The sequence below is a fragment of the Qipengyuania marisflavi genome, assembly GCF_005884405.1.
In the GTDB taxonomy this organism is placed as follows: domain Bacteria; phylum Pseudomonadota; class Alphaproteobacteria; order Sphingomonadales; family Sphingomonadaceae; genus Qipengyuania; species Qipengyuania marisflavi.
Map to the genome: position 1 here is coordinate 25,957 of NZ_VCAO01000008.1, position 18,314 is coordinate 44,270.

General features: G+C 62.4%; 29 protein-coding genes and 1 tRNA gene. 19 read left to right on the forward strand and 11 right to left on the reverse strand.

What is annotated here, in order from left to right; genetic code table 11:
* The 11 genes from pspB to FEV51_RS11525 all read left to right on the forward strand — a co-directional run bounded on the left by pspB (position 1) and on the right by FEV51_RS11525 (position 3,519).
* On the forward strand, positions 1-294 hold the full coding sequence (pspB, locus tag FEV51_RS11480; RefSeq protein ID WP_138619065.1) for an envelope stress response membrane protein PspB: 294 nt from the start codon (positions 1-3) through the stop codon (positions 292-294).
* Positions 294-668, forward strand: coding sequence for an envelope stress response membrane protein PspC (gene pspC / locus FEV51_RS11485; protein ID WP_138619067.1), 375 nt, complete (start codon positions 294-296; stop codon positions 666-668). The genes pspB and pspC overlap by 1 nt, the downstream gene beginning before the upstream one ends.
* 23 nt (positions 669-691) lie before the next feature.
* On the forward strand, positions 692-997 hold the full coding sequence (locus FEV51_RS11490) for a hypothetical protein (protein ID WP_138619069.1): 306 nt from the start codon (positions 692-694) through the stop codon (positions 995-997).
* Positions 997-1,356 (forward strand): hypothetical protein, encoded by a 360-nt coding sequence (locus FEV51_RS11495; protein ID WP_246034546.1) that lies wholly within the window; start codon positions 997-999, stop codon positions 1,354-1,356. The genes FEV51_RS11490 and FEV51_RS11495 overlap by 1 nt, the downstream gene beginning before the upstream one ends.
* On the forward strand, positions 1,356-1,664 hold the full coding sequence (locus tag FEV51_RS11500; protein ID WP_138619071.1) for a hypothetical protein: 309 nt from the start codon (positions 1,356-1,358) through the stop codon (positions 1,662-1,664). Before FEV51_RS11495 ends, FEV51_RS11500 begins: the two co-directional genes overlap by 1 nt.
* A complete protein-coding gene (locus tag FEV51_RS11505; protein WP_138619073.1) occupies positions 1,664-1,951 on the forward strand; it encodes a hypothetical protein in 288 nt (95 codons plus the stop codon). The genes FEV51_RS11500 and FEV51_RS11505 overlap by 1 nt, the downstream gene beginning before the upstream one ends.
* On the forward strand, positions 1,948-2,229 hold the full coding sequence (locus tag FEV51_RS11510; RefSeq protein WP_138619075.1) for a hypothetical protein: 282 nt from the start codon (positions 1,948-1,950) through the stop codon (positions 2,227-2,229). Before FEV51_RS11505 ends, FEV51_RS11510 begins: the two co-directional genes overlap by 4 nt.
* A gap of 32 nt (positions 2,230-2,261) precedes the next feature.
* On the forward strand, positions 2,262-2,507 hold the full coding sequence (locus FEV51_RS11515) for a hypothetical protein (protein WP_138619077.1): 246 nt from the start codon (positions 2,262-2,264) through the stop codon (positions 2,505-2,507).
* Positions 2,504-2,680: a hypothetical protein gene (locus FEV51_RS13185; RefSeq protein WP_171033123.1), complete on the forward strand. Its 177-nt coding sequence runs from the start codon at positions 2,504-2,506 to the stop codon at positions 2,678-2,680. Before FEV51_RS11515 ends, FEV51_RS13185 begins: the two co-directional genes overlap by 4 nt.
* A 78-nt stretch (positions 2,681-2,758) precedes the next feature.
* Positions 2,759-3,166, forward strand: a complete 408-nt coding sequence (locus FEV51_RS11520; protein ID WP_138619079.1) for a SufE family protein — start codon at positions 2,759-2,761, stop codon at positions 3,164-3,166.
* Between the two features lie 2 nt (positions 3,167-3,168).
* Complete coding sequence (locus FEV51_RS11525; protein ID WP_138619081.1) at positions 3,169-3,519, forward strand: YbaN family protein; 351 nt, start codon at positions 3,169-3,171, stop codon at positions 3,517-3,519.
* Positions 3,520-3,574: 55 nt separating this feature from the next.
* On the opposite strand, the gene FEV51_RS11530 is transcribed toward FEV51_RS11525, so the two are convergent.
* The 4 genes from FEV51_RS11530 to FEV51_RS11545 all read right to left on the reverse strand — a co-directional run bounded on the left by FEV51_RS11530 (position 3,575) and on the right by FEV51_RS11545 (position 5,745).
* Positions 3,575-3,991 carry a hypothetical protein gene (locus FEV51_RS11530; RefSeq protein ID WP_138619083.1) on the reverse strand — a complete coding sequence of 139 codons (417 nt, stop codon included), beginning with the start codon at positions 3,989-3,991 and terminating at the stop codon, positions 3,575-3,577.
* Between the two features lie 76 nt (positions 3,992-4,067).
* Complete coding sequence (locus tag FEV51_RS11535) at positions 4,068-4,568, reverse strand: sterol desaturase family protein (protein WP_138619085.1); 501 nt, start codon at positions 4,566-4,568, stop codon at positions 4,068-4,070.
* Entirely contained in the window at positions 4,565-5,326 is a 762-nt protein-coding gene (locus FEV51_RS11540) for a fatty acid desaturase (protein ID WP_138619087.1), read from the reverse strand. Before FEV51_RS11540 ends, FEV51_RS11535 begins: the two co-directional genes overlap by 4 nt.
* 17 nt (positions 5,327-5,343) lie before the next feature.
* On the reverse strand, positions 5,344-5,745 hold the full coding sequence (locus FEV51_RS11545; RefSeq protein ID WP_138619089.1) for an acyl-CoA thioesterase: 402 nt from the start codon (positions 5,743-5,745) through the stop codon (positions 5,344-5,346).
* 104 nt (positions 5,746-5,849) lie between these two features.
* Here FEV51_RS11545 and leuC point away from each other — a divergent pair, with 104 nt between their 5' ends.
* The 8 genes from leuC (at position 5,850) to FEV51_RS11585 (ending at position 11,157) form a co-directional block, all read left to right on the forward strand.
* Complete coding sequence (gene leuC, locus FEV51_RS11550; protein WP_138619152.1) at positions 5,850-7,301, forward strand: 3-isopropylmalate dehydratase large subunit; 1,452 nt, start codon at positions 5,850-5,852, stop codon at positions 7,299-7,301.
* Positions 7,302-7,314: 13 nt separating this feature from the next.
* Positions 7,315-7,470: an isopropylmalate isomerase gene (locus FEV51_RS11555; protein ID WP_138619091.1), complete on the forward strand. Its 156-nt coding sequence runs from the start codon at positions 7,315-7,317 to the stop codon at positions 7,468-7,470.
* Positions 7,470-8,072: a 3-isopropylmalate dehydratase small subunit gene (gene leuD / locus FEV51_RS11560; protein ID WP_171033124.1), complete on the forward strand. Its 603-nt coding sequence runs from the start codon at positions 7,470-7,472 to the stop codon at positions 8,070-8,072. The genes FEV51_RS11555 and leuD overlap by 1 nt, the downstream gene beginning before the upstream one ends.
* Positions 8,069-9,067 (forward strand): NADPH:quinone oxidoreductase family protein, encoded by a 999-nt coding sequence (locus tag FEV51_RS11565; protein ID WP_138619095.1) that lies wholly within the window; start codon positions 8,069-8,071, stop codon positions 9,065-9,067. Before leuD ends, FEV51_RS11565 begins: the two co-directional genes overlap by 4 nt.
* A 58-nt stretch (positions 9,068-9,125) precedes the next feature.
* Positions 9,126-9,452, forward strand: coding sequence for a DUF1476 domain-containing protein (locus tag FEV51_RS11570; protein ID WP_138619096.1), 327 nt, complete (start codon positions 9,126-9,128; stop codon positions 9,450-9,452).
* 4 nt (positions 9,453-9,456) lie between these two features.
* Entirely contained in the window at positions 9,457-9,690 is a 234-nt protein-coding gene (locus FEV51_RS11575; protein ID WP_138619098.1) for a BolA/IbaG family iron-sulfur metabolism protein, read from the forward strand.
* 39 nt (positions 9,691-9,729) lie between these two features.
* Positions 9,730-10,077 (forward strand): Grx4 family monothiol glutaredoxin, encoded by a 348-nt coding sequence (grxD, locus tag FEV51_RS11580; RefSeq protein WP_138619100.1) that lies wholly within the window; start codon positions 9,730-9,732, stop codon positions 10,075-10,077.
* Between the two features lie 297 nt (positions 10,078-10,374).
* Positions 10,375-11,157, forward strand: a complete 783-nt coding sequence (locus FEV51_RS11585) for an NUDIX hydrolase (protein WP_138619102.1) — start codon at positions 10,375-10,377, stop codon at positions 11,155-11,157.
* 126 nt (positions 11,158-11,283) lie between these two features.
* On the opposite strand, the gene FEV51_RS11590 is transcribed toward FEV51_RS11585, so the two are convergent.
* From FEV51_RS11590 to FEV51_RS11620, 7 genes are all read right to left on the reverse strand, one after another.
* Positions 11,284-11,360, reverse strand: a tRNA-Arg gene (locus FEV51_RS11590).
* An 81-nt stretch (positions 11,361-11,441) separates the two neighbouring features.
* On the reverse strand, positions 11,442-12,473 hold the full coding sequence (gene virB11, locus FEV51_RS11595) for a P-type DNA transfer ATPase VirB11 (RefSeq protein ID WP_171033125.1): 1,032 nt from the start codon (positions 12,471-12,473) through the stop codon (positions 11,442-11,444).
* Positions 12,474-12,486: 13 nt separating this feature from the next.
* The gene (locus FEV51_RS11600) at positions 12,487-13,608 is read right to left on the reverse strand and encodes a TrbI/VirB10 family protein (protein WP_138619156.1); all 1,122 of its coding nucleotides are present in this window, start codon (positions 13,606-13,608) and stop codon (positions 12,487-12,489) included.
* 11 nt (positions 13,609-13,619) lie between these two features.
* On the reverse strand, positions 13,620-14,393 hold the full coding sequence (locus FEV51_RS11605; protein ID WP_138619104.1) for a TrbG/VirB9 family P-type conjugative transfer protein: 774 nt from the start codon (positions 14,391-14,393) through the stop codon (positions 13,620-13,622).
* The gene (locus FEV51_RS11610) at positions 14,390-15,580 is read right to left on the reverse strand and encodes a TrbL/VirB6 family protein (protein ID WP_138619106.1); all 1,191 of its coding nucleotides are present in this window, start codon (positions 15,578-15,580) and stop codon (positions 14,390-14,392) included. Before FEV51_RS11610 ends, FEV51_RS11605 begins: the two co-directional genes overlap by 4 nt.
* Positions 15,577-18,006 carry a VirB4 family type IV secretion/conjugal transfer ATPase gene (locus FEV51_RS11615; protein WP_138619108.1) on the reverse strand — a complete coding sequence of 810 codons (2,430 nt, stop codon included), beginning with the start codon at positions 18,004-18,006 and terminating at the stop codon, positions 15,577-15,579. The genes FEV51_RS11610 and FEV51_RS11615 overlap by 4 nt, the downstream gene beginning before the upstream one ends.
* A 22-nt stretch (positions 18,007-18,028) precedes the next feature.
* Positions 18,029-18,313, reverse strand: coding sequence for a VirB3 family type IV secretion system protein (locus FEV51_RS11620; protein ID WP_138619110.1), 285 nt, complete (start codon positions 18,311-18,313; stop codon positions 18,029-18,031).
* Position 18,314 lies beyond the last annotated feature (1 nt).

Below are 18,314 nucleotides of genomic sequence, written 5' to 3' on the forward strand. Positions count from 1 at the left end.
ATGGAAGAAATCATCATCATCCCGGCCATCTTTATCGGCCTGCCATGGATCATTCTCCACTACATCACCAAGTGGAAAACATCGGCCAGCATAACCACCGATGACGAGGTGCTGCTCGAAGAGCTCTACAATCTCGCCAAGCGGCTTGATGACCGGATGGACACGGTCGAACGGCTGGTCGCCTCGGACAATCCCGAGTTCCGCCCCGCTCGCCTGGTCCACAACAGCGAAGTCGACAACCAGCAATTGCGCGAGCTTGAACGGCTTGTCGCCGAAAAGAAAGGAGCCCTGTGATGAACAGCCCACGCACCACGCTTTACCGCGACAAGACCAATGCCAAGCTGATGGGCGTCTGCTCGGGGATTGCTGACTACACCGGCGTCAACGTCTTGTGGATTCGTCTGGCACTGATCGTGCTGATCTTCTCGACCGGCATCGCGCTGCCTGCCTATTTCGTTGCCGGGCTGCTGCTGAACAAGAAACCAGCCCACCTCTACGTCGATCATGACGAGCAGAAATACTGGCAGCGGGTTCGCCAGAACCCCAAGCGCACGGCACGGGAAATCCGCGGCAAGATGAAGGACGTCGATCGCCGTCTGGCTGATGTCGAGACCTTCTACGTCACTAGCAACCCGCGCCTGAACGCCGAAATCGAACGGCTGCGCTGAGCGCGGTCTGAGGGAGAAAAACAATGGACTGGGGACTTCTGGTACCGCTCTTCGCACTGTCGATCCCGATCGTCGCGATCTGGACCAAACATCAGCAGAAGCTGGCCGAGATGAATGTCAAATCGACTGCCGAAAACACCGCAGAAAAGGCCGCCCAATATGTCAGCAGGGTTGGCGAACTGGAAGACCGTATTCGCGTTCTGGAACGTATCGTCACCGACCGCGGCTATGATGTTGCCACCCAGATCGAGGCGCTGCGAGATCAACGCGCGGTCGACACCAAGGACGCCGGGGTTCCGCTTGGCATGAGCCGCAAGGAGCGCGTGTGATGGACTGGGCTGGACCGGATTTCATCGTCGCAATTATCGCCGTGAGCACAGCCGGGTGGCTGCTCAACAACTGGATCCGCGCCAAACATGGCTATTCCCTGGAAGACGAATGGGGCGGCAAAACCGACAAGGCCGACAGTCAGGAGGCCGCGCAATTGAAGCAGGAGAACAGCGAATTGCGCGCGCTCCTGGGCAAGGTCGACAAGCGGATGCAGGTGCTCGAAACCATCGTCACTGACCGCGGCTATGATGTTGCAACCCAGATCGAAGCACTGCGTGAGCGCTCGGACGAGCGCCATTCAGACCCCGATATTGACAGCGGCGTCTCGCTTAACCTGAAAAGCAAGGAAACAATTTGATGGAATTTCTGAGTGAAACCGCAATCATCGCCGGTGTGGCCATCATGACAGGCGGGTGGATCATCAGCACCTGGCTGCGGATGAAGAACGGCTATCCGCTGGAAAACAGCTGGGGCAAGGCGCTCTATCCCAAAACCACCGAAGCGCAGGAACGCGTCAGCCTGCTGACGCAGGAAAACGCCGCGCTGCGGGCCGAGGTCGGCGCCATGAAAGACCGGCTGGGCAATGTCGAACGCATAGTCACCGACAGCGGTTATCACCTGACGCAGGAGATCGGCCGCCTGAGTGACAGCACGGAGGTGAACTGATGGACCCCGAATTTATCGTGATCCTGGTGTTCGTCGTCGCGATGACTGCCATTGTGCTGGGCATCGGCAATGAAATCTTTCGCCGCCATCTCGAGCACAAGGAAAAGACTATGGAGATGATGGCCGACAAGACCGCCCAGCAGGCCGCGCAATACGCCGCCAAGGCCGAGAAGCTGGAGCAGCGGGTGCGCGTGCTGGAACGCATCGCCACCGATCGCGGACAGGATCTGGCGATGGAAATCGAGGATCTGCGCGAACGGCCTGCCGAAGGGGAGAGCGTCCAATGAGCGGCTGGGCCACCGTGGCCATCGTGGCCATCGTGGTGTGGGGGATCGTCCAGATATCCCGCGCCCGGCACCGGGCCGAACGCGGCATTGTGCGGGATGAACGCGGCAATGAAAGCCTGGCCGCGCAGCCCGACCCCGCCGCCCAGCGCGAGATCGAGGATCTGCGCGAACGTATCAAGGTGCTGGAACGCATCGCCACCGATGGCAATTCGCTGGACGCCCGTGAAACGCGCGCAATTGCCGAAGAGATTGAAAGCCTGCGCCAACAGCAGGACTGACCACGCGCCCAGCGTTGAAGGAGGGCATAGAAATGTTCGAACCGACACTGATCATCACCGCCGCATCGCTGGTCGGGCTTGTCATCGTTGCCGCCGCCCTGCTGCGCGCCTGGCAGGGATGGCTGACGCTCAAGCAGCGCGAGCTCGACACCGCCGATCATGCGCCGACCCGTGACCGCGAACCCGGCAGCCCGCTGGGTGCCGCCCGCATCGAAATCGCCGATCTGAAGGAACGCATCCGCAAGCTGGAAGCCATCGCCAGCGGGGTCGATCTGTGACCGCAGCACGTACCGATGCAGCGCGCGCCGGCATCGGCCTGGGCAGCGCCATAGCGGCGGCGATTTCGTGGAGCCTGCACAGCTCGATCATCTGGGCCGCGATCCACGGTTTCTTCGGCTGGTTCTATGTCATCTATTACGCCTTCACCCGTCCCGGCGGCCTGTCCGGCTGACCCTGCCCGCCATCGCGGTGAGAGCCAGCTGCGCTCCCGGCTTTCACCGCGGTGACGAATGGGTTAGTGCGCCCCGCCATGCGAACGCTTGATGACATTTACGAAGAATATGACTTCCTCGAAGGCGATGAACGCTATCGCCTGCTGATCGAGCTGGGGCGCGAGCTTGATGCCATGCCCGATGCGCTGAAAACCGATGCCACGCTGGTGCGCGGCTGTTCGGCGCAGGTGTGGGTCTATCCCATGGGGGAGGCTGACCGGCTCCACTTCTTGGCCGACAGCAATGCCGCGATTACCAAGGGCATTGTCGCACTGGTCATTGCCGCCGTGCAGGACCGGCCCGCCGCCGATGTTGCGGCGATGGACGTCATGGCGGCGCTCGCCCGGTTTGATCTGGGCAGCCAGCTGTCGTCGAACCGCACGCAGGGTGTCCCCAATATGATCGCACTGGTGCGCCAGCACGCCGCCCGTATCGCGGGCGGCTGACGATGCGCCGCCATCTCTACCTTGTCGCAGGCCTGCTCAGCGTGGCGCTGGGCGCGGTGGGGGCAGTGCTGCCGATTATGCCGACGGTGCCCTTCCTGCTGCTGGCAGTCTATTGCTTCGCGCGCAGCAATCCCGAATGGGAGCGCAAGATCCTCGACCACCCGCAATGGGGGCCGCAGGTCAAGGACTGGCAAGAACGCCGCGCCATCAGCCGCCGCGCCAAAACGATGGCCATCGGCGCGATGACGGTGGGCGCAGTGGTCACCTATATGACGCTGGGCGAGCCTTGGTACTTCATCTCGATCGCGATCTTGGTGATCGCCGGCGGCTGGATCGCGACGCGGAACGAGTGAGTTCGTTATACTACCAAGTGCTACCCAGCCCGCCTATCGACACTGTGACTCGCGGCTACAGTTCCAACGCTTCGTGAACCTCCTCGGATGCTTCATCCTCGACCTGCGCCGACAATGAAATTTCACGAAACATTTCGAACGTGCCGTTGTGCTCGATCAGGCTCCAGACGCCGCTGACGCTGAGACCGTCTGAAGACAGCTGCCCAACATAATCAACGGGGTTCTCATAGCCAAACTGCTGGCCGCGATAGGTTTTGGTGAAATCCACGCTCCGCCCGGCGCGATGTCCGGCAATTGCAGCTTCCATTGTTTCTTGCGAACCGTGGAACGCATCGGGCTCGATGATCGATCCGAATAAAGAGCCCGCTTGATCCTCGATTGTAGCCAGGAAAGGCGTCGCGGGACCATAATTGCGGGGGTATGTATAAGTGCCATGCCACTGGCCAGTCAGATCGAGCGGTTCGCATGTCATTGGCTGAGCCTAAGCTGGAAGGAGCGCGCTGAATCTCCTAACGAAAACAACTGCGCCACTTTCTCTCGCCGCGCAATCACGCTCTGGCGCTATCCCGCACCACGGCAATTCCCGCTTCACGCTGGCGTTTGAGTTCGGCCTTCAGTCTGGCCGGATCGCGGGCGAGGACGAAGCCGAAGCTGACCCCGCCTTCCTTGCCCACGGTCGCATGGTGTAGCTTGTGTGCCTGCACCAGACGCTTGGCATAGCCGCGTTTGGGCACCCATGTGAAATAGCGTTGGTGAACCAGCCCATCGTGAACCACAGTGTAGATCAGCCCGTACAGCGTGATCCCCATCGCCGCCCACCACAGCGCATCGGATACGGCATGGCCGATCACGAACATGACAATCACAATGCTGCCGAACACCACCGCGAACAGATCGTTTTTCTCCAGCACCCGGTCATGCGGTTCATGATGGTCGCGGTGCCAGCCCCAGCCCCAGCCATGCATCACATATTTGTGTGCCCACCACGCAAAGCCTTCCATAAAGATCACCGCGCCGGTCAGGATCAGCGCAATTTGCCACCAGCTCATAATTGCGCCTCCGTGCGTAGGGTGCCGCGCCGCATTGCGGGCAGTGCCCACCACGGCGTGTTTGGCGCGCGGTGGTGTTCGTGATGATAGCCGAAATGGAAACAGCTGGCGAGGCTGGCCAGCACGCCGAAGCGCTCGCTGCGGGCGTTATGCCGGTCGGCAAATCCCGCGCCATTATGGGTGTGCGGACGGTAGGTGCCGAAATAAAACAGCTGCAATGACGAGGCGATGGCGGGCAGTCCGTAGAGCAGCACAATTTTCTCCACCGGCACGCCCAGCACCACCCAGTACAGCGTCACCACGCTGCTGACGAACAGCACCGAGCCCCATCCGAAATAGCGGCGCATAAAGGTGCCGTACCAGCGCCAGAAATGATGTGGATTGTGCTCGTCGAAATCGGGATCGCCCGCTTTGCCGGACAGGCGGTGATGATCGAAATGCGCCGCCCGCATCCGCTTCCACGCAAACCCTGCATAAAGGAACAGCAAAGCACCGCCAATCATGCCGTTGACCCTGCCGCCGCGCGGGATCAGCGACCCGTGCATCGCGTCATGGCTGACGATGAACAATCCGACCGACAGCCAGCATTGCAGCGCGGCTATCACCAGCGCAAGCGGCAGGCTGACCCAGCTCAGCTGGAATGCGAACATGGCGTAAATGTGGATGGCAACCCAAGCGGCAACGATGGCCACCGCCAGCAACACGCCGATGGCGCCCTGAAAACGGACTAAGGGTGGTTTTGCAGCAGCACTGGCCATGGCACCGCCAATATAGGCTATTCCTCGCCCGGAAAGAAGAAGCGGCGCATTTCATCGCCGATGCGCGCCGGGCGCAGCGTCTCTGCGTCGATGCAGCACCATGCCGATTTCACCTCGGCCAGCACATCTTCGCCGCGGCTGATCACGGTAGAGTAAAACGCCCGCGCGCCCTTAAAGTGTTCAAGCACGGTGTGCGCAATGACATCATCAGCCAGGAAGGCGGGTTTGCGATAAGTGATTTCATGCTTCAGCGCGACCCACGCCTTGCTCGCCACCTCGTCCGCCGGGGCCAATTTGCGCCAGTGGCTGAGCACGGCGTCCTGCACCCAGTTGAGATAACGGGCGTTGTTGACGTGCCCCATAAAATCGATGTCCGAGGGAATCACCGTGATGGGAAAGAGATGGGGCTTTGCTGACATGTATGTAAGTTAGCACGACAAAGCTTACCTATCCATGACTTTGGAAATGGCTCTCGTTCACATACTTGCACCTGTTGCCCCGCTGCCGCACACCCGTGCTCGATATGGCCAGCAAACCGCGCACTCTGTATGAAAAGATCTGGGACGACCATGTAGTCGAACAGCGCAGCGATGGCACCTGCCTGCTGTATATCGACCGCCATCTGGTCCACGAGGTTACCAGCCCGCAAGCGTTCGAGGCGCTGCGGCTGACGGGACGGACGGTGCGCCGCCCCGAACTGACGCTGGCGGTGCCCGACCATAATCTGCCCACGACTGCGCGGGTGGATGCGGCAGGGCGGCGGCTGCCGATCGCCGATCCCCAAAGCGCCGCCCAACTCGCCGCGCTGGAGCGCAATGCGCCGGAATTCGGCATCACCTATATCGACGCCGCCTCGGTCAATCAGGGCATCGTCCATGTGGTCGGGCCGGAACAGGGTTTCTCGCTGCCCGGCGCGACTATCGTTTGCGGGGACAGCCACACGGCGGCGCATGGTGGATTGGGCGCGCTGGCCTTCGGCATCGGCACCAGCGAGGTTGAGCACGTGCTGGCCACTCAGACGCTCCAGCTGCGGCCTGCCAAGACCATGGAAATCCGGGTGGAGGGTCAGCTTGGCCCCGGCGTCACGCCAAAAGATCTCATCCTCCACATCATCGGTGTGATCGGCACTGCTGGCGGCACCGGCCATGTGATCGAATATCGCGGCCCGGGGTTCGAGACGATGAGCGTCGAAGGCCGCTTGACGGTGTGCAATATGAGCATCGAGGCTGGCGCCCGGGCCGGACTGATCGCGCCCGATGATATCGTGTTCGACTATCTCAAAGGCCGTCCCTACGCTCCGCGCGGCGAAGACTGGGAGCGGGCGCTGGCCTGGTGGCGCAGCCTGCGCACCGATGATGGCGCCGTGTTCGACAAATCAGTGGTAATCGAAGCAGGCGTGATCGAACCGACTGTTAGCTGGGGCACCAGTCCCGACGATGTCGTGCCGGTGGGCGGCTGCGTCCCCTCGCCCGAAAGCTTCGCCGACCCTGCCAAACAGGCCGCTGCGGTCAAGAGCCTGGCCTATATGGGCCTCTCCCCCGGTGATAAAATCGAGGATATCCGGGTCGAGAATGTCTTTATTGGCAGTTGCACCAACAGTCGGATCGAAGATCTGCGCGCCGCTGCCGAAGTGCTGCGCGGCAGGCACAAGGATCCGGGTGTCAAATGGGCGATCGTGGTGCCCGGTTCGGGTCTGGTAAAACAGCAGGCCGAGGCGGAGGGACTGGACCGCATATTTACCGAGGCGGGGCTGGAATGGCGCGAACCGGGGTGTTCTGCCTGTCTGGCGATGAACCCCGACAAGGTGCCGCCGGGCGAACGCTGCGCCAGCACCAGCAACCGCAATTTCACCGGGCGACAGGGACCCGGCGCGCGCACACATCTGGTCAGCCCTGCCATGGCCGCAGCCGCCGCTGTTACCGGACGGCTCGTCGATGTCCGCAAGCTCACCCCTTGCAAACCCGTACCCGCCTGATCATGAGAACATTATGACAAAAAAACGCACAGGAACGGCCGCCCTCGCAGGCGCCATCGGCTCTGCCGCCATCGCCGCCGCATTGCTCTATGCTAACAAGCGCAGAGAGAAGAAGGGGCCGACCCAGCCGGGACCGATCCCATCGGGGGAGAACCCCGAGACAGACTGATGGGACCGGTAACGACCATCGAAGGGCGCGCGATCCCGCTTGGCATGGCCAATGTCGATACCGACGTGATCATTCCTGCGCATTGGCTCAAAACCATCACCCGCGACGGTTTGGGGCAAGGTGCATTCGAGAGCCTTCGCGCTGTGCCGGGCAATGTCTTCGACAAGCCCGAATATGCCGCAGCCCCGATCCTGATTGCTGGCGACAATTTCGGTTGCGGATCAAGCCGCGAACACGCCGCATGGGCCTTGCTTGACCGCGGCATCACCGCAGTCATTGCGCCCAGCTTTTCGGACATTTTCGCGGGCAATGCGTTCAAAAACGGCATTTTGGCCGTGGCCCTACCCCAGGCCGACATTGATCGCCTGCTCGAAGTTGCGCAGACAGATCCGATTTCCATCGACCTTGATGCACAGAGCGTAACGACACCGTTCCAAGACCGTTTCGCCTTTGCAATCGACCCCTTCCGCAAGCAATGCCTGCTGGAGGGACTCGACGAAATCGGGCTGACTTTGGCGAGCGATGCCGCGATCAGCACCCATGAGACTATGCGCGAACAGGCCCTGCCCTGGCTCGCCACCCCGAGGAGAGAAATAGCGTGAAGGCAGTTCTGTCAAAACAGGTCGGCGGCCCCGAAACTCTGGTCGTCGATGATATTTCCGAACCTGTGCCCGGCAAGGGCGAGGTGCTGGTCAAAGTCGCCGCCTGCGCAATCAATTTCCCCGATACGTTGATCATCAAGGATCTGTACCAGTTCAAACCCCCGCGGCCATTTGCGCCGGGCGGCGAAATCTCTGGCACCATCGAGGCGCTGGGAGAAGGTGTGACTGGCTGGCAAGTGGGCGACCGCGTGATCAGCGGGCTTGGCCATGGCGGCCTGCAGGAAAAAGTCGCAGTGGCTGCAGTGCGGCTGTTCATGGTGCCCGACGGGATCGACCTGGTGCAGGCATCGGCGCTGCTGATGACCTATGGCACCACCATCCACGGGCTGAAGGATCGCGGCGATATCAAGGAAGGCGAAACCGTGCTGGTGCTGGGCGCGGCGGGCGGCGTGGGCCTATCCGCAGTGGAACTGGCCAAGGCATATGGCTGCCGCGTGGTGGCCGGTGTCTCGACCGAGGAAAAGGGCGAAGTCGCGCGCAATGCCGGGGCTGACGAAGTGGTCGTCTATCCGCGCGCACCGTTTGACAAGGACCAGTCCAAGGCGCTGGCGAAACAGTTCAAGGACGCGATTGGCCCCGATGGCGCCGACATCGTTTATGATATCGTTGGCGGCGATTATTCCGAGCCTGCGCTTCGCTCCATCGCCTGGGAGGGCCGCTTTCTGGTGGTCGGCTTCCCGGCAGGGATCGCGAAAATGCCGCTCAATCTGACCTTGCTGAAAAGCTGTGACATTCGCGGTGTGTTCTGGGGTGCATTCACTGCGCGCGAGCCTGAGCGTAACGCCCGTAACATCGCCGAGCTGTTCGAATTATGGCAGGCGGGGCGGATCAATCCGCTGGTCAGCGAAACCTATCCGCTGGACCGCGCGCACGAGGCGATCACCAAGCTGGAAAACCGCGGCGCGATCGGCAAGCTGGTTGTCACGATGGACTAGCGCTTGCCCCCCGGCGCGCGCGCTCCTATTCGAATATCAATTCATTCGAGAGGACAGCATGACCAATTTCAATGACCGCGAACGGGGCGAAGAGGCGAAATTCGCTTTTGACGAGGAAAACGCCTTTAAGATCGCTGCGCGCCGCAACCGCCTGATGGGCGAATGGGCCGCCAGCCTGATGGGGCTGACCGAAGAGGAAACCGACGCTTACAAAAAGGCGGTCGTTCAGGCCGATTTCGAAGAAGCCGGAGACGAGGATGTGATCCGCAAATTGCTGGGCGACCTCACCGCCGCCGAATGCGATGTCAGTGAAGCCGACATCCGCACGCGGCTGGATGAATGCGCCATCGAAGCGCGCCGCCAGTTCATGACCGACCAGAAGTAAGCACATGGCAATGCAAGCTGCCGAGATCGAGCGTCTCATTCTTGACGCGCTGCCCGGCGCCGCAGTCGAAATCCGCGATCTGGCGGGCGACGGCGATCATTACGCTGCCAAGGTGACCGCACCGCAATTTGCGGGCCAGTCACGCGTGGCGCAGCACAAGCTGGTTTACGAAGCGCTGGGCGGCCGCATGGGCGGTGCGCTGCACGCCTTGCAACTGACCACGCAAGCCCCCACCTGACAGGGCACGACATCCATTCATTTCAAGGCAGGGCACCGTATGTCCGATACCAATACTTCACCAACCGACACCCGCATTTCCGAACTCGTCGGCAGCAATGACGTTGTGCTTTTCATGAAAGGCACACCGCTGTTCCCGCAATGCGGCTTCTCCAGCCGCGCCGTTGCCATCCTCGACCATTGCGGCGTCGCTTATGAAAGCGTCGACGTGCTGCAGGACATGGAAATCCGTCAGGGCATCAAGACATTCTCCGACTGGCCGACCATTCCCCAGCTCTATGTCAAAGGCGAATTCGTCGGCGGCAGCGATATTATGATGGAAATGTTCGAAGCGGGCGAACTGAAACAGCTGATGGCTGACAAGCAGGTCGCCAAAGCCGAAGGGTAAACCGCTTTCGCTCCAGACACCGGCCCTTAAACGGGTAAGGCCCGCCCGTGGGACAACGGGCGGGCCTTTGTGTTTGGGGGGCAGAGCACGGAGACGGGGGTGTGCGCTGCCCCTCGAAAACCAAACGGGACATAACCTGCCTTGCACAGGCTGTGCCAAACTGGCAGAGCGACCGAAATCCGGCCAATGCGATAGTTAATGCGCGCATACCGCTTGTCGCGATTGTAAGAATTTCCGACAGGCCAGCACTCTATCGCCGCTTGGCAAGTATCCGGCAGCCGGGCACAAGCTTTGGTGATGAGCGATAATCCCGGAACTGCCGATGAACCCATTCCCGCCGCGACGCTGGTAATCTTCCGTCAGGGCCGTACCGGTCCCGATCCCGAACTGCTGATGGTCGTGCGGTCGCGCTCCATGAGCTTTGCCGGCGGCATGGCGGTGTTTCCCGGCGGCCGCGTCGATCCCGCTGACCGCGAGCTGGCGACTTCTTTTGGCGCAGGCGGCGATCTCGACGAGACCGCACACCGCATCGCGGCAATCCGCGAGACATTGGAGGAAACAGGGCTGGCAATCGGACTGGCCGGAGAGCTTGATGCGGCCCGCGCTGCCGCCGCGCGGGCGATGCTGCTGAACACCCAGGCGCTTGCTCCGGTGCTCGACCATTTCGCACTGTCGCTCGATCTGGCGGCGCTGACGCTGTTTGCTCGATGGCTACCGCTGGGCATGAAGCACGCCCGCATTTTCGATACCCGCTTCTACCTTGCGGATCTGGGCACCGGGGCGGTGGATGTGACTGTCGACGCGACCGAGAACACCCATCTGTTCTGGGTCAGCGCCAAGGAGGCACTGGCGATGGCCGAACGCCAGAAAATCTCCGTGATTTTCCCCACCCGCCGCAATCTGGAACGGCTCGCGTTGTTCCCCGACTTCGCCAGCGCCCGCATGCATGCCAATGCGACGCCGGTGCAGCCGATCACGCCGCAAGTGGACACCAGCGGCGATGTGCCGATGCTGCGCATTCCGGAAGATGCGGGCTATCCGATTTCGAGTGAACCGCTGACGAGCGTGCAAAGGGCGTAACGCGGGATGATTGGCGCGCCCGGCAGGACTGTCCTTGTCCTGCGAGCTCGGTCGTCTCCGCTTCGCTCCGACTCCGAACGAGGTTCGCGACCCTTGGGGACATACCCATTCGCCCAGCGGGCAGTTTGGCGCGCCCGGCAGGACTCGAACCTGCTGCCTCAAGATTAGAAGTCTCGCGCTCTATCCAGATGAGCTACGGGCGCGCGCCGGGCTTGCCATAACGCCGCTTTCCCGCAGCGCCAATCGGCGAAAGGAAGTGCGCACTGAAAAACACCTGCGCGCAGTTACACCAGCGTGCTGGTTTCAGCGATCTGCGTGATGCCGCGCTTGCCCGATGGATCACGGCCCAGTTGCACCATCACGTCGATCACGCTGGCGGCGTAGGCAATCGTGTCCTGCCGCGTCAGCCCGATACCGGTCTGCATGACCATCAGCGCCAATTGCTCCAGCGCGCCGTGCAGCGAATTGGCGTGCACGGTCGAGAAGCTGCCCGGATGGCCAGTGTTGATCGCGCGTAGGAAGCTGACGCTTTCCGATCCGCGCAATTCGCCCAGCACAATACGGTCAGGCCGCAGCCGCAGGGCCGCCTGCAGCAGTTCGTTCGCGGTCACCTTAGCCTCGCCCAGCTCGCCCTTGACCGCGACCAGCCCGACGCCGTTTTCGCCAGGCAGTTTCAATTCCGGCGTATCCTCCACCAGCACCACGCGTTCGTGGCGTGGGATTTCACCGAGCATGGCGTTGAGGAAGGTGGTCTTGCCGGTGCTGGTGCCACCCGACACCAGAATGGTGCGGCGCTGGCGTATCGCCTCGCGCAGGAAGGCGACGGGTTCCGCCTGCGCATCGGGCATCGGCCCCTTGGTCAGCGGCGACAACGGCCCAGTATCATAGGCATCAAGCGGCAGGTCGAGCCGGCGGTGGCGGCGGATCGCCATTGCCCAGTGTTTGCGCGATGCGGGCGGGCCGCAAAATTGCACACGCGCGCCATCGGGGAGCGTTGCCCCCAGCAGCGGATGTTCGCGGTTGATCCCCTGATGGCTGACCCGCGCGACCTGCTCTGCCAGCCGCTGAACCAGCCGGTCATCAATCTCGGGCCGCATGATCTTTTGCATTCCGGGCTGCGCAGCATCTTCGATCCAGATTTCGCCCGGACGATTGACCAGTATCTCGGTCACCGTGTCGCGTTCGAGCCATTCCTTGAACGGCGCCAGATAGGCATCGAGATAGACGCTACGCTCGCCGTGCAACTGCACTGCGGGCGCATCATCGGCCACCGTCTCGCTCTCACCGGACGGAAAGGGTCGGATGTCGGCGCTCACCGGGCCAGCCCTCTCAGCTAACCTGCGAGAAGTCGAGATCGCGCGCTGTGAAGATACGGATCGGTTCACCCTGCCGAACGCGTACCACCGGGCCGCGCTGGCCGTCCTGCTGCGCCGCCGTCGATGCTGCGGACTGGCTTGCGCCGCCGATCAGTACTGCTCCTGCCCCGCCTGTAACGAGCGAGCCCAAGCCGCCCACGACAGACAGAAGCATGGCCGAACCGAACCGCTTGAAGAAGCTGTTGGAAACCTTGCCCTCCAGACCGGTAGTGCCATCGAAGCCGATCGCCGGGGACGCCAGATTGACCGAAGCGCCATCGGGCCGGATCAGCCGCGTCCAGATGACATAGGCACGGCGCTGGCCGCCCTGCAAGCCGGACTGATACTGCCCGATCAGACGGCTGGAGCGCGGGACAAGGACCTTGGTCCCGTCAAAGCTGCGCACATCTTGGCTCACCACAGCGCGGACGAATCCGGGCACATTGGTGTCGATGGCTGTTTCGAGCACGGCGGGGATCAACGTCCCCTGAGTCACCGTTGTCGAAGGATTGGTCATCGCCTTGGCACGCGCCGCCGCGCCGCCAACACCGCCGATGCGGCTGGCGAAATCGCTGGCCGAACCGTCACTGCCCGCTGCCGCCGGACCTTCTGCCGCGTCGGCGGCTACGGCCAGACCGCTAAGACCGCCCGGTGCAGCACCGGCATCGAACACCACAGTCGGGCTGGCATAGGGATTGCCCGCCGGGCCTGCATCTATCACCGGCTGCATTGAGTAGATTGGCGAGGGTGCCGGATCATTCATCATCCGCGGTGCTTGTTGGACCGGCACATTGGTCACTGCCGCATCTGGCACCATCGGTACGGTTTCGGCCGCAGCGACTTGCTGCTGCCCGCCAACCCCTTCGGGCGGCGCGACGCGTCCGGCGTTCATGCTCCACAGCGTGACTGCCCCCAGACCGGCGACAATGGCAATGCCCGCCACCATGCCCATCGCATCGGATTTTCCGCTGCGCTGAGCGACGGCAGGAAAGACGTTGCGCTGTGCCAGGTCGATAACTTCGGCATCGGCATCATCGCGGGGATCGATATCGTTGGCGATCCCGCCCTCGCTCGGCTTTTTCTCGGGCATACGCATGGCTAGACGCATCAGTTAACCTCCGTGTTTGAGGCAAGCGCGGCATCCCCGCGCGAGGCTGTTGAAACAGGCCGCTCAGGCGCGGTATTTGTCAGCAAGGCGCGCTGTTTACCGGCGCGCAGCACAATTTCACGCGGTACGCCGTCGATCACAATGGTGTCGCCGCGCACAGTGAAATTGACCGGGCCTTCGGTGCCTTCGGAATTGGTCATCAGGATCGCAGGAACATCGCGGCCCTGCCCCCATGTCAGAAAAGTGGCGCTGCCATCGTCGAAAGTACGTTCGGGCAGCAGTTTTTTCTCGCCCGACCCCGCCCAGGCGAAATTCAGATCGAGCGGATCGACCACCGCATAGGGGTCGCTGGCGGCGGCCATTTCCGTGGTGGTCGCCTCGGCAACTGGCTGCACTTCCGGTTCTGGCGGATAGGCAAAACGCAGCACATAAAGCGGTTTTGCAGACGGGCTGGCCACCAGATCAAACAGATATGTCCGCTTGCTGGTGACGACCGTCATATTGGTGGTCGCACGCGCGGCCAGCGGTTTTACGAACAGGATGTTGGCGCGCTTGTTGGGGGTGACCTGCCAGGTCTGAGAATCGCCGATGGCGACGTTTTCGATCACCTCGTCATCACCGAACATAATGCTGGCCTGCACCGAAGTGCGGCCTTCGATGCGCACGACCTGCGATTCGTCATAAAACACCTCGACCAGCCGCGGGTCTGCGGCGGCAGGGGCAGCGAACAGAACGCCGGCAAATGCGAGCGCGGAAAATAGCGCGCGGTTCATGTCTTGGTCTCCGTCGAACGATCAAGCGACTTGGCGAGCGATTTTGCCGGGGCGGGACGAAAGCGGCTGCCAATCCCCTGCACACGGCTGGGCCCGGCATTAAGCGGTGTGACCTGACCATTGCCTGAAGCGGCGGTGTACACCCGCGTGGTGCGCGCACCGCCCTGCGCGCTGGCATCATTGGCCGCGCTGCCAACTGGCATGGCAGCAATGTCGATGCGCCGCGCCTGCGAGGCGAGCTGGTTGGCCTGCTGCGCCTGCGCCAGCTGCGGCGTGATGGCGGCGGGCGCTACGGGAGCGGCAGTCGCGGTATCGACGTATTTCTCATCACGCACAGGCTGGAGGCCGAACACGGACCAGCCTGCGACCATTGCGCCGGCAACCTTGAGCACCAGCACCATCAGCGCGACATGGACCGCGCCGATCATGAAGAAAGCCATGCCAGCCTGCGGGTCGACCTGCCCCGGCGTGGCCGTGAGCGCACCGAGGATTGGCACCGCCAGTTCGAGCATCACGCTACCACCCAGCACGGCAAACAACGGCGCCAGAGCGCACATGGTCACGCCCTTGACCCAGCCGGTGAACAGACCGCGCGTGCCATTGAACAGCGCCATCACGACAAACACCGGACCCAGCGCGACCAGCACGCCCAGCGCGATCTTGGTGGTCACCAGCAGGCCGACAGTGCCGAGCATGAACAGCATTGCGCCCAGCCACATCATCCCCTCGGGCGAGAATGCCGAAAACTCCTCGCTACCGCCGCTGGCTTCCTGAATGGCCACAAAGACGACATCGATCTTCTGCGCGAACACCTGCGTTGCGCTGCCATTGGTGCCGGTCAACACTCCGGCGAGGTAATCGGGCGTGCCGATTGCCAAATTCCACACAACGCTCTGATAAGCGACCCAGCTGGTGGCGAACACCAGCACCAGCCCCAGCGTCATCATCCGCGGGATCAGGGCGCGCACGCCGACATTGGAACGGCCGGTCAGCAATGCGAAGCCGAAGAACGCCACATAGAGCGTCAATAAAATGGTCAGCACGGTGCCCAGCGATCCGCCCGATGCGAACAGCCGCCCGAAAGCGGCGGCGCTGGCTTCGCCCGCGACACAATCCACCCCGCGCAGCGCGGCAGCCACGCCATTGCCCACGCCTTGCGCGGCTTGCTGACAGGCGGCGCTGGTCATTCAGCAGCCAGGCCGAGCGGAATATCCCCGGCCTCCCCATGATCATTCGCCCCGCCCGGCCACGCAGTGCCGGTCAATGCGGGGAACCAGTCTGCGGGGACATCACCGACCGCTCCGCGCAGCAGGTCGAGCCGCCGGACCGAACTTTCTCGCCCGGACAGCATTATCAGCACCTCGGGCGCGCCTGACAGATCGAGCCGCACCACCACGCTGGCATCGGGCTGGCGCACCAGGAAACAGCGGCTGTGCGCAGGCAAGGTGCGGATCAGCGCCAGCTCGTGGCTGGTCAGCCCGAAACCGTCGCAATAATCCTCGGGCCGGGCGCGGCTGTTGGGCATGAACACCATGGTCGCGGTCTGCTCGACCAATGCGGTGGAAATGCGGCTTTCCAGCGCATCGCGCGCGCTCTGCGTGGCGAACCCGACCAGCGCATTGCGCTTGCGCAGGGTTTTGAGCCAATCACGAATGCGCGCCGCAAAGACCTCGTCGTCAAGCGCCTTCCAACCTTCATCGATCAGGATCATCGTGGGCTTGCCGTCCAGACGCTCCTCGATCCGGTGGAACAGATACATCATGGTCGGCGTGCGCAACTTGGGATTTTCCAGCAGCGCGGTCATGTCAAAGCCCAGCACGCGCTGCGTCAGGTCCAGCTTGTCCTGATCATTATCGAACAGCCAAGCGTGCTCACCCTCGCCAATCCACGCCGCGAGCCGGTCCGCCAGATCGCCCGGCTGAGGGCGGCGGCTGCCCGACAGCAGTTCCTTGAAGTTGCGCAAGCGGCGAAGCGAACTGTCGTTGCTGTAAGCGGCATCGACTGCATGCGCGATCGTCGCGTCTTCCTCAGGACCTTCGGCTTTCAACAGCACTTGCAGCCAGTCGCGCAGGAACGCCCGGTTGGCCGCAGTGTCGGGGAGTGCCAGCGGGTTAAAGCCCGTCCGGTGCCCGGCGCGGATCCGGTCATAGCGCCCGCCAATCCCGCGCACGAACAGCTCCGCGCCGCGATCCTTGTCGAACAATATGGTGCGGGGCGAGAATTTCTGCGCCTGCGCGGCGAGGAAATTCATCACCACGGTCTTGCCCGAACCCGACGGCCCGATGACCGAGAAATTGCCCAGGTCGCCGTGGTGGAAATTGAAGAAAAACGGTGTCGCGCTGGTAGTTTCCAGCAAGGTGACAGCCTCACCCCAATGGTTGCCCTGCGCCTGACCCAAGGCAAAGCCGTGCAGGCTGCCAAAGCTGGCCATATTGGCGCTGGAGATCAACGCTCGGCGCACCAGATAGGCTTCATTGCCGGGAAACTGGCCCCAGAATGCGGGTTCCAGATTGGTATCCTCGCGCACTGCTATCGCACCGGTATCGGCAATCGCGGCGGCGCAGGCGGCGGTCGCATCATCAAGCAGCGCCAGATCGCGTTCGCGCACCATCACGGTCAGATGGTGATCACCAAAGCCCACCGCGCCATTGCCCAGTTCGTCACGCGCGGCCAGCATATCTGCGCGTTCAGCGGCGGCCTCCTCGTCAGCGGACTTCAGCCGGCGAATCGCAAGATCCATCCGCTCGCGCGCGGTTTGTCGTTCGGCAGGCGCATAGCTTTCAGACACGACCATCTCATACGGCAGCCGCAGCAGCCCATCGAGCAATCCAGGGCTGGTCGCCTCGGGATAATCCTTCAATCCCAGGATCGCGGAAAAATCAGGCGCGCCAGAGCCGCGCAGCTCCATAGCATCCAGCCCGAAGGATACGCGGCGATAGGGCAGCATCTGCCCGATATCGGCGTCCTGATTGGGGCGCCGCACCGGGCGCATTTCACCATTGTACAGTGCCGAAAGCAGCTCCAGCATCTCGGAATTGGTGCTGCCTTGCGGTGTCACATAATCGGCCAGCTGCGTCGCGCCGTAAGCGGTCAGTGAAGCGATCAGGCCAGTGGCCGCTGCGCGCAGGCTGCGGATGTCCTTGGGTTCGGCCTCGATCTCGGCACGGCCTTTGCGTTTCCAGCCTTTGCTCACGCGTTCGACCAGTCCCGCCTTGCCGCGTGCCGGACGGCGGATCAGCGTGATAAACTGGTCATTGACGAACAACTGGCCAGACCCCAGCCGCTCTTTCCAGCGCGCATCGATATGGCGGCTAAGCGGGTCGGCAAACTCCGCCTCCAGCGATACAGCGACCCGGCGGCGGATCACATGGTGATACAGCACAAACCGCGCATCCAGTGTCGAACGCAGCATCACCTCCCGCGTGGCGGCATGGGCGTTCAGCGCATCGGAATCCTCGGTCTCGAACAACAGGCCGGGCACCTGCAGGGCGGTCATCACCGACCCATCGCGCAGCAGCACGGTGTTCTCGTCAATCATCCGCGCATAGGGCAGGCGATCACCGGCGCGCGCTTCTTTCGCGCTCCAGGCAGCCGCTCCGTTCCACTTGCTCATACTTTCGACCCTCCCAGGCCGGCTATGCGGCGTAGCTGTTGCAGCCCCACCGCTTGAAGTTCTTCACCCGCGGGCATTTCGATACCTTGGTGATCCAAAGGTCGAAGATACGCGGTTCGCGCAGACAGGCAAAATAACCCACCGCATGCATGATCACAGCCGCCAGCAGCGCCAGCCAGCTGCCCGTGATCAGGAAAATCTCGGTCGTCACCATCCCGTTGATGATGAAATAGTTGAACGTCACGCCCGCGAACATTTGCGGGCGGGTCAACGCGCGGTGAACGGGATGGCGGACCAGCGTATTCATG

Excerpts from the sequence above, each read along its gene's own strand:
- leuD (WP_171033124.1), top strand. The coding sequence starts at position 7,470 with ATGGGACCGGTAACGACCATCGAAGGGCGCGCGATCCCGCTTGGCATG.
- FEV51_RS11510 (WP_138619075.1), top strand. The coding sequence starts at position 1,948 with ATGAGCGGCTGGGCCACCGTGGCCATCGTGGCCATCGTGGTGTGGGGG.
- FEV51_RS11530 (WP_138619083.1), bottom strand. The coding sequence starts at position 3,991 with ATGACATGCGAACCGCTCGATCTGACTGGCCAGTGGCATGGCACTTAT.
- FEV51_RS11500 (WP_138619071.1), top strand. The coding sequence starts at position 1,356 with ATGGAATTTCTGAGTGAAACCGCAATCATCGCCGGTGTGGCCATCATG.
- pspB (WP_138619065.1), top strand. The coding sequence starts at position 1 with ATGGAAGAAATCATCATCATCCCGGCCATCTTTATCGGCCTGCCATGG.
- FEV51_RS11545 (WP_138619089.1), bottom strand. The coding sequence starts at position 5,745 with ATGTCAGCAAAGCCCCATCTCTTTCCCATCACGGTGATTCCCTCGGAC.
- FEV51_RS11610 (WP_138619106.1), bottom strand. The coding sequence starts at position 15,580 with ATGACCAGCGCCGCCTGTCAGCAAGCCGCGCAAGGCGTGGGCAATGGC.
- FEV51_RS11495 (WP_246034546.1), top strand. The coding sequence starts at position 997 with ATGGACTGGGCTGGACCGGATTTCATCGTCGCAATTATCGCCGTGAGC.
- FEV51_RS11540 (WP_138619087.1), bottom strand. The coding sequence starts at position 5,326 with ATGGCCAGTGCTGCTGCAAAACCACCCTTAGTCCGTTTTCAGGGCGCC.
- FEV51_RS11515 (WP_138619077.1), top strand. The coding sequence starts at position 2,262 with ATGTTCGAACCGACACTGATCATCACCGCCGCATCGCTGGTCGGGCTT.
- FEV51_RS11520 (WP_138619079.1), top strand. The coding sequence starts at position 2,759 with ATGCGAACGCTTGATGACATTTACGAAGAATATGACTTCCTCGAAGGC.
- FEV51_RS11600 (WP_138619156.1), bottom strand. The coding sequence starts at position 13,608 with ATGCGTATGCCCGAGAAAAAGCCGAGCGAGGGCGGGATCGCCAACGAT.
- FEV51_RS11505 (WP_138619073.1), top strand. The coding sequence starts at position 1,664 with ATGGACCCCGAATTTATCGTGATCCTGGTGTTCGTCGTCGCGATGACT.
- FEV51_RS11535 (WP_138619085.1), bottom strand. The coding sequence starts at position 4,568 with ATGAGCTGGTGGCAAATTGCGCTGATCCTGACCGGCGCGGTGATCTTT.
- FEV51_RS11620 (WP_138619110.1), bottom strand. The coding sequence starts at position 18,313 with ATGAATACGCTGGTCCGCCATCCCGTTCACCGCGCGTTGACCCGCCCG.
- FEV51_RS11570 (WP_138619096.1), top strand. The coding sequence starts at position 9,126 with ATGACCAATTTCAATGACCGCGAACGGGGCGAAGAGGCGAAATTCGCT.
- FEV51_RS11615 (WP_138619108.1), bottom strand. The coding sequence starts at position 18,006 with ATGAGCAAGTGGAACGGAGCGGCTGCCTGGAGCGCGAAAGAAGCGCGC.
- leuC (WP_138619152.1), top strand. The coding sequence starts at position 5,850 with ATGGCCAGCAAACCGCGCACTCTGTATGAAAAGATCTGGGACGACCAT.
- grxD (WP_138619100.1), top strand. The coding sequence starts at position 9,730 with ATGTCCGATACCAATACTTCACCAACCGACACCCGCATTTCCGAACTC.
- FEV51_RS11490 (WP_138619069.1), top strand. The coding sequence starts at position 692 with ATGGACTGGGGACTTCTGGTACCGCTCTTCGCACTGTCGATCCCGATC.
- pspC (WP_138619067.1), top strand. The coding sequence starts at position 294 with ATGAACAGCCCACGCACCACGCTTTACCGCGACAAGACCAATGCCAAG.
- FEV51_RS11525 (WP_138619081.1), top strand. The coding sequence starts at position 3,169 with ATGCGCCGCCATCTCTACCTTGTCGCAGGCCTGCTCAGCGTGGCGCTG.
- FEV51_RS11605 (WP_138619104.1), bottom strand. The coding sequence starts at position 14,393 with ATGAACCGCGCGCTATTTTCCGCGCTCGCATTTGCCGGCGTTCTGTTC.
- FEV51_RS11585 (WP_138619102.1), top strand. The coding sequence starts at position 10,375 with ATGAGCGATAATCCCGGAACTGCCGATGAACCCATTCCCGCCGCGACG.
- FEV51_RS11575 (WP_138619098.1), top strand. The coding sequence starts at position 9,457 with ATGGCAATGCAAGCTGCCGAGATCGAGCGTCTCATTCTTGACGCGCTG.
- FEV51_RS11555 (WP_138619091.1), top strand. The coding sequence starts at position 7,315 with ATGACAAAAAAACGCACAGGAACGGCCGCCCTCGCAGGCGCCATCGGC.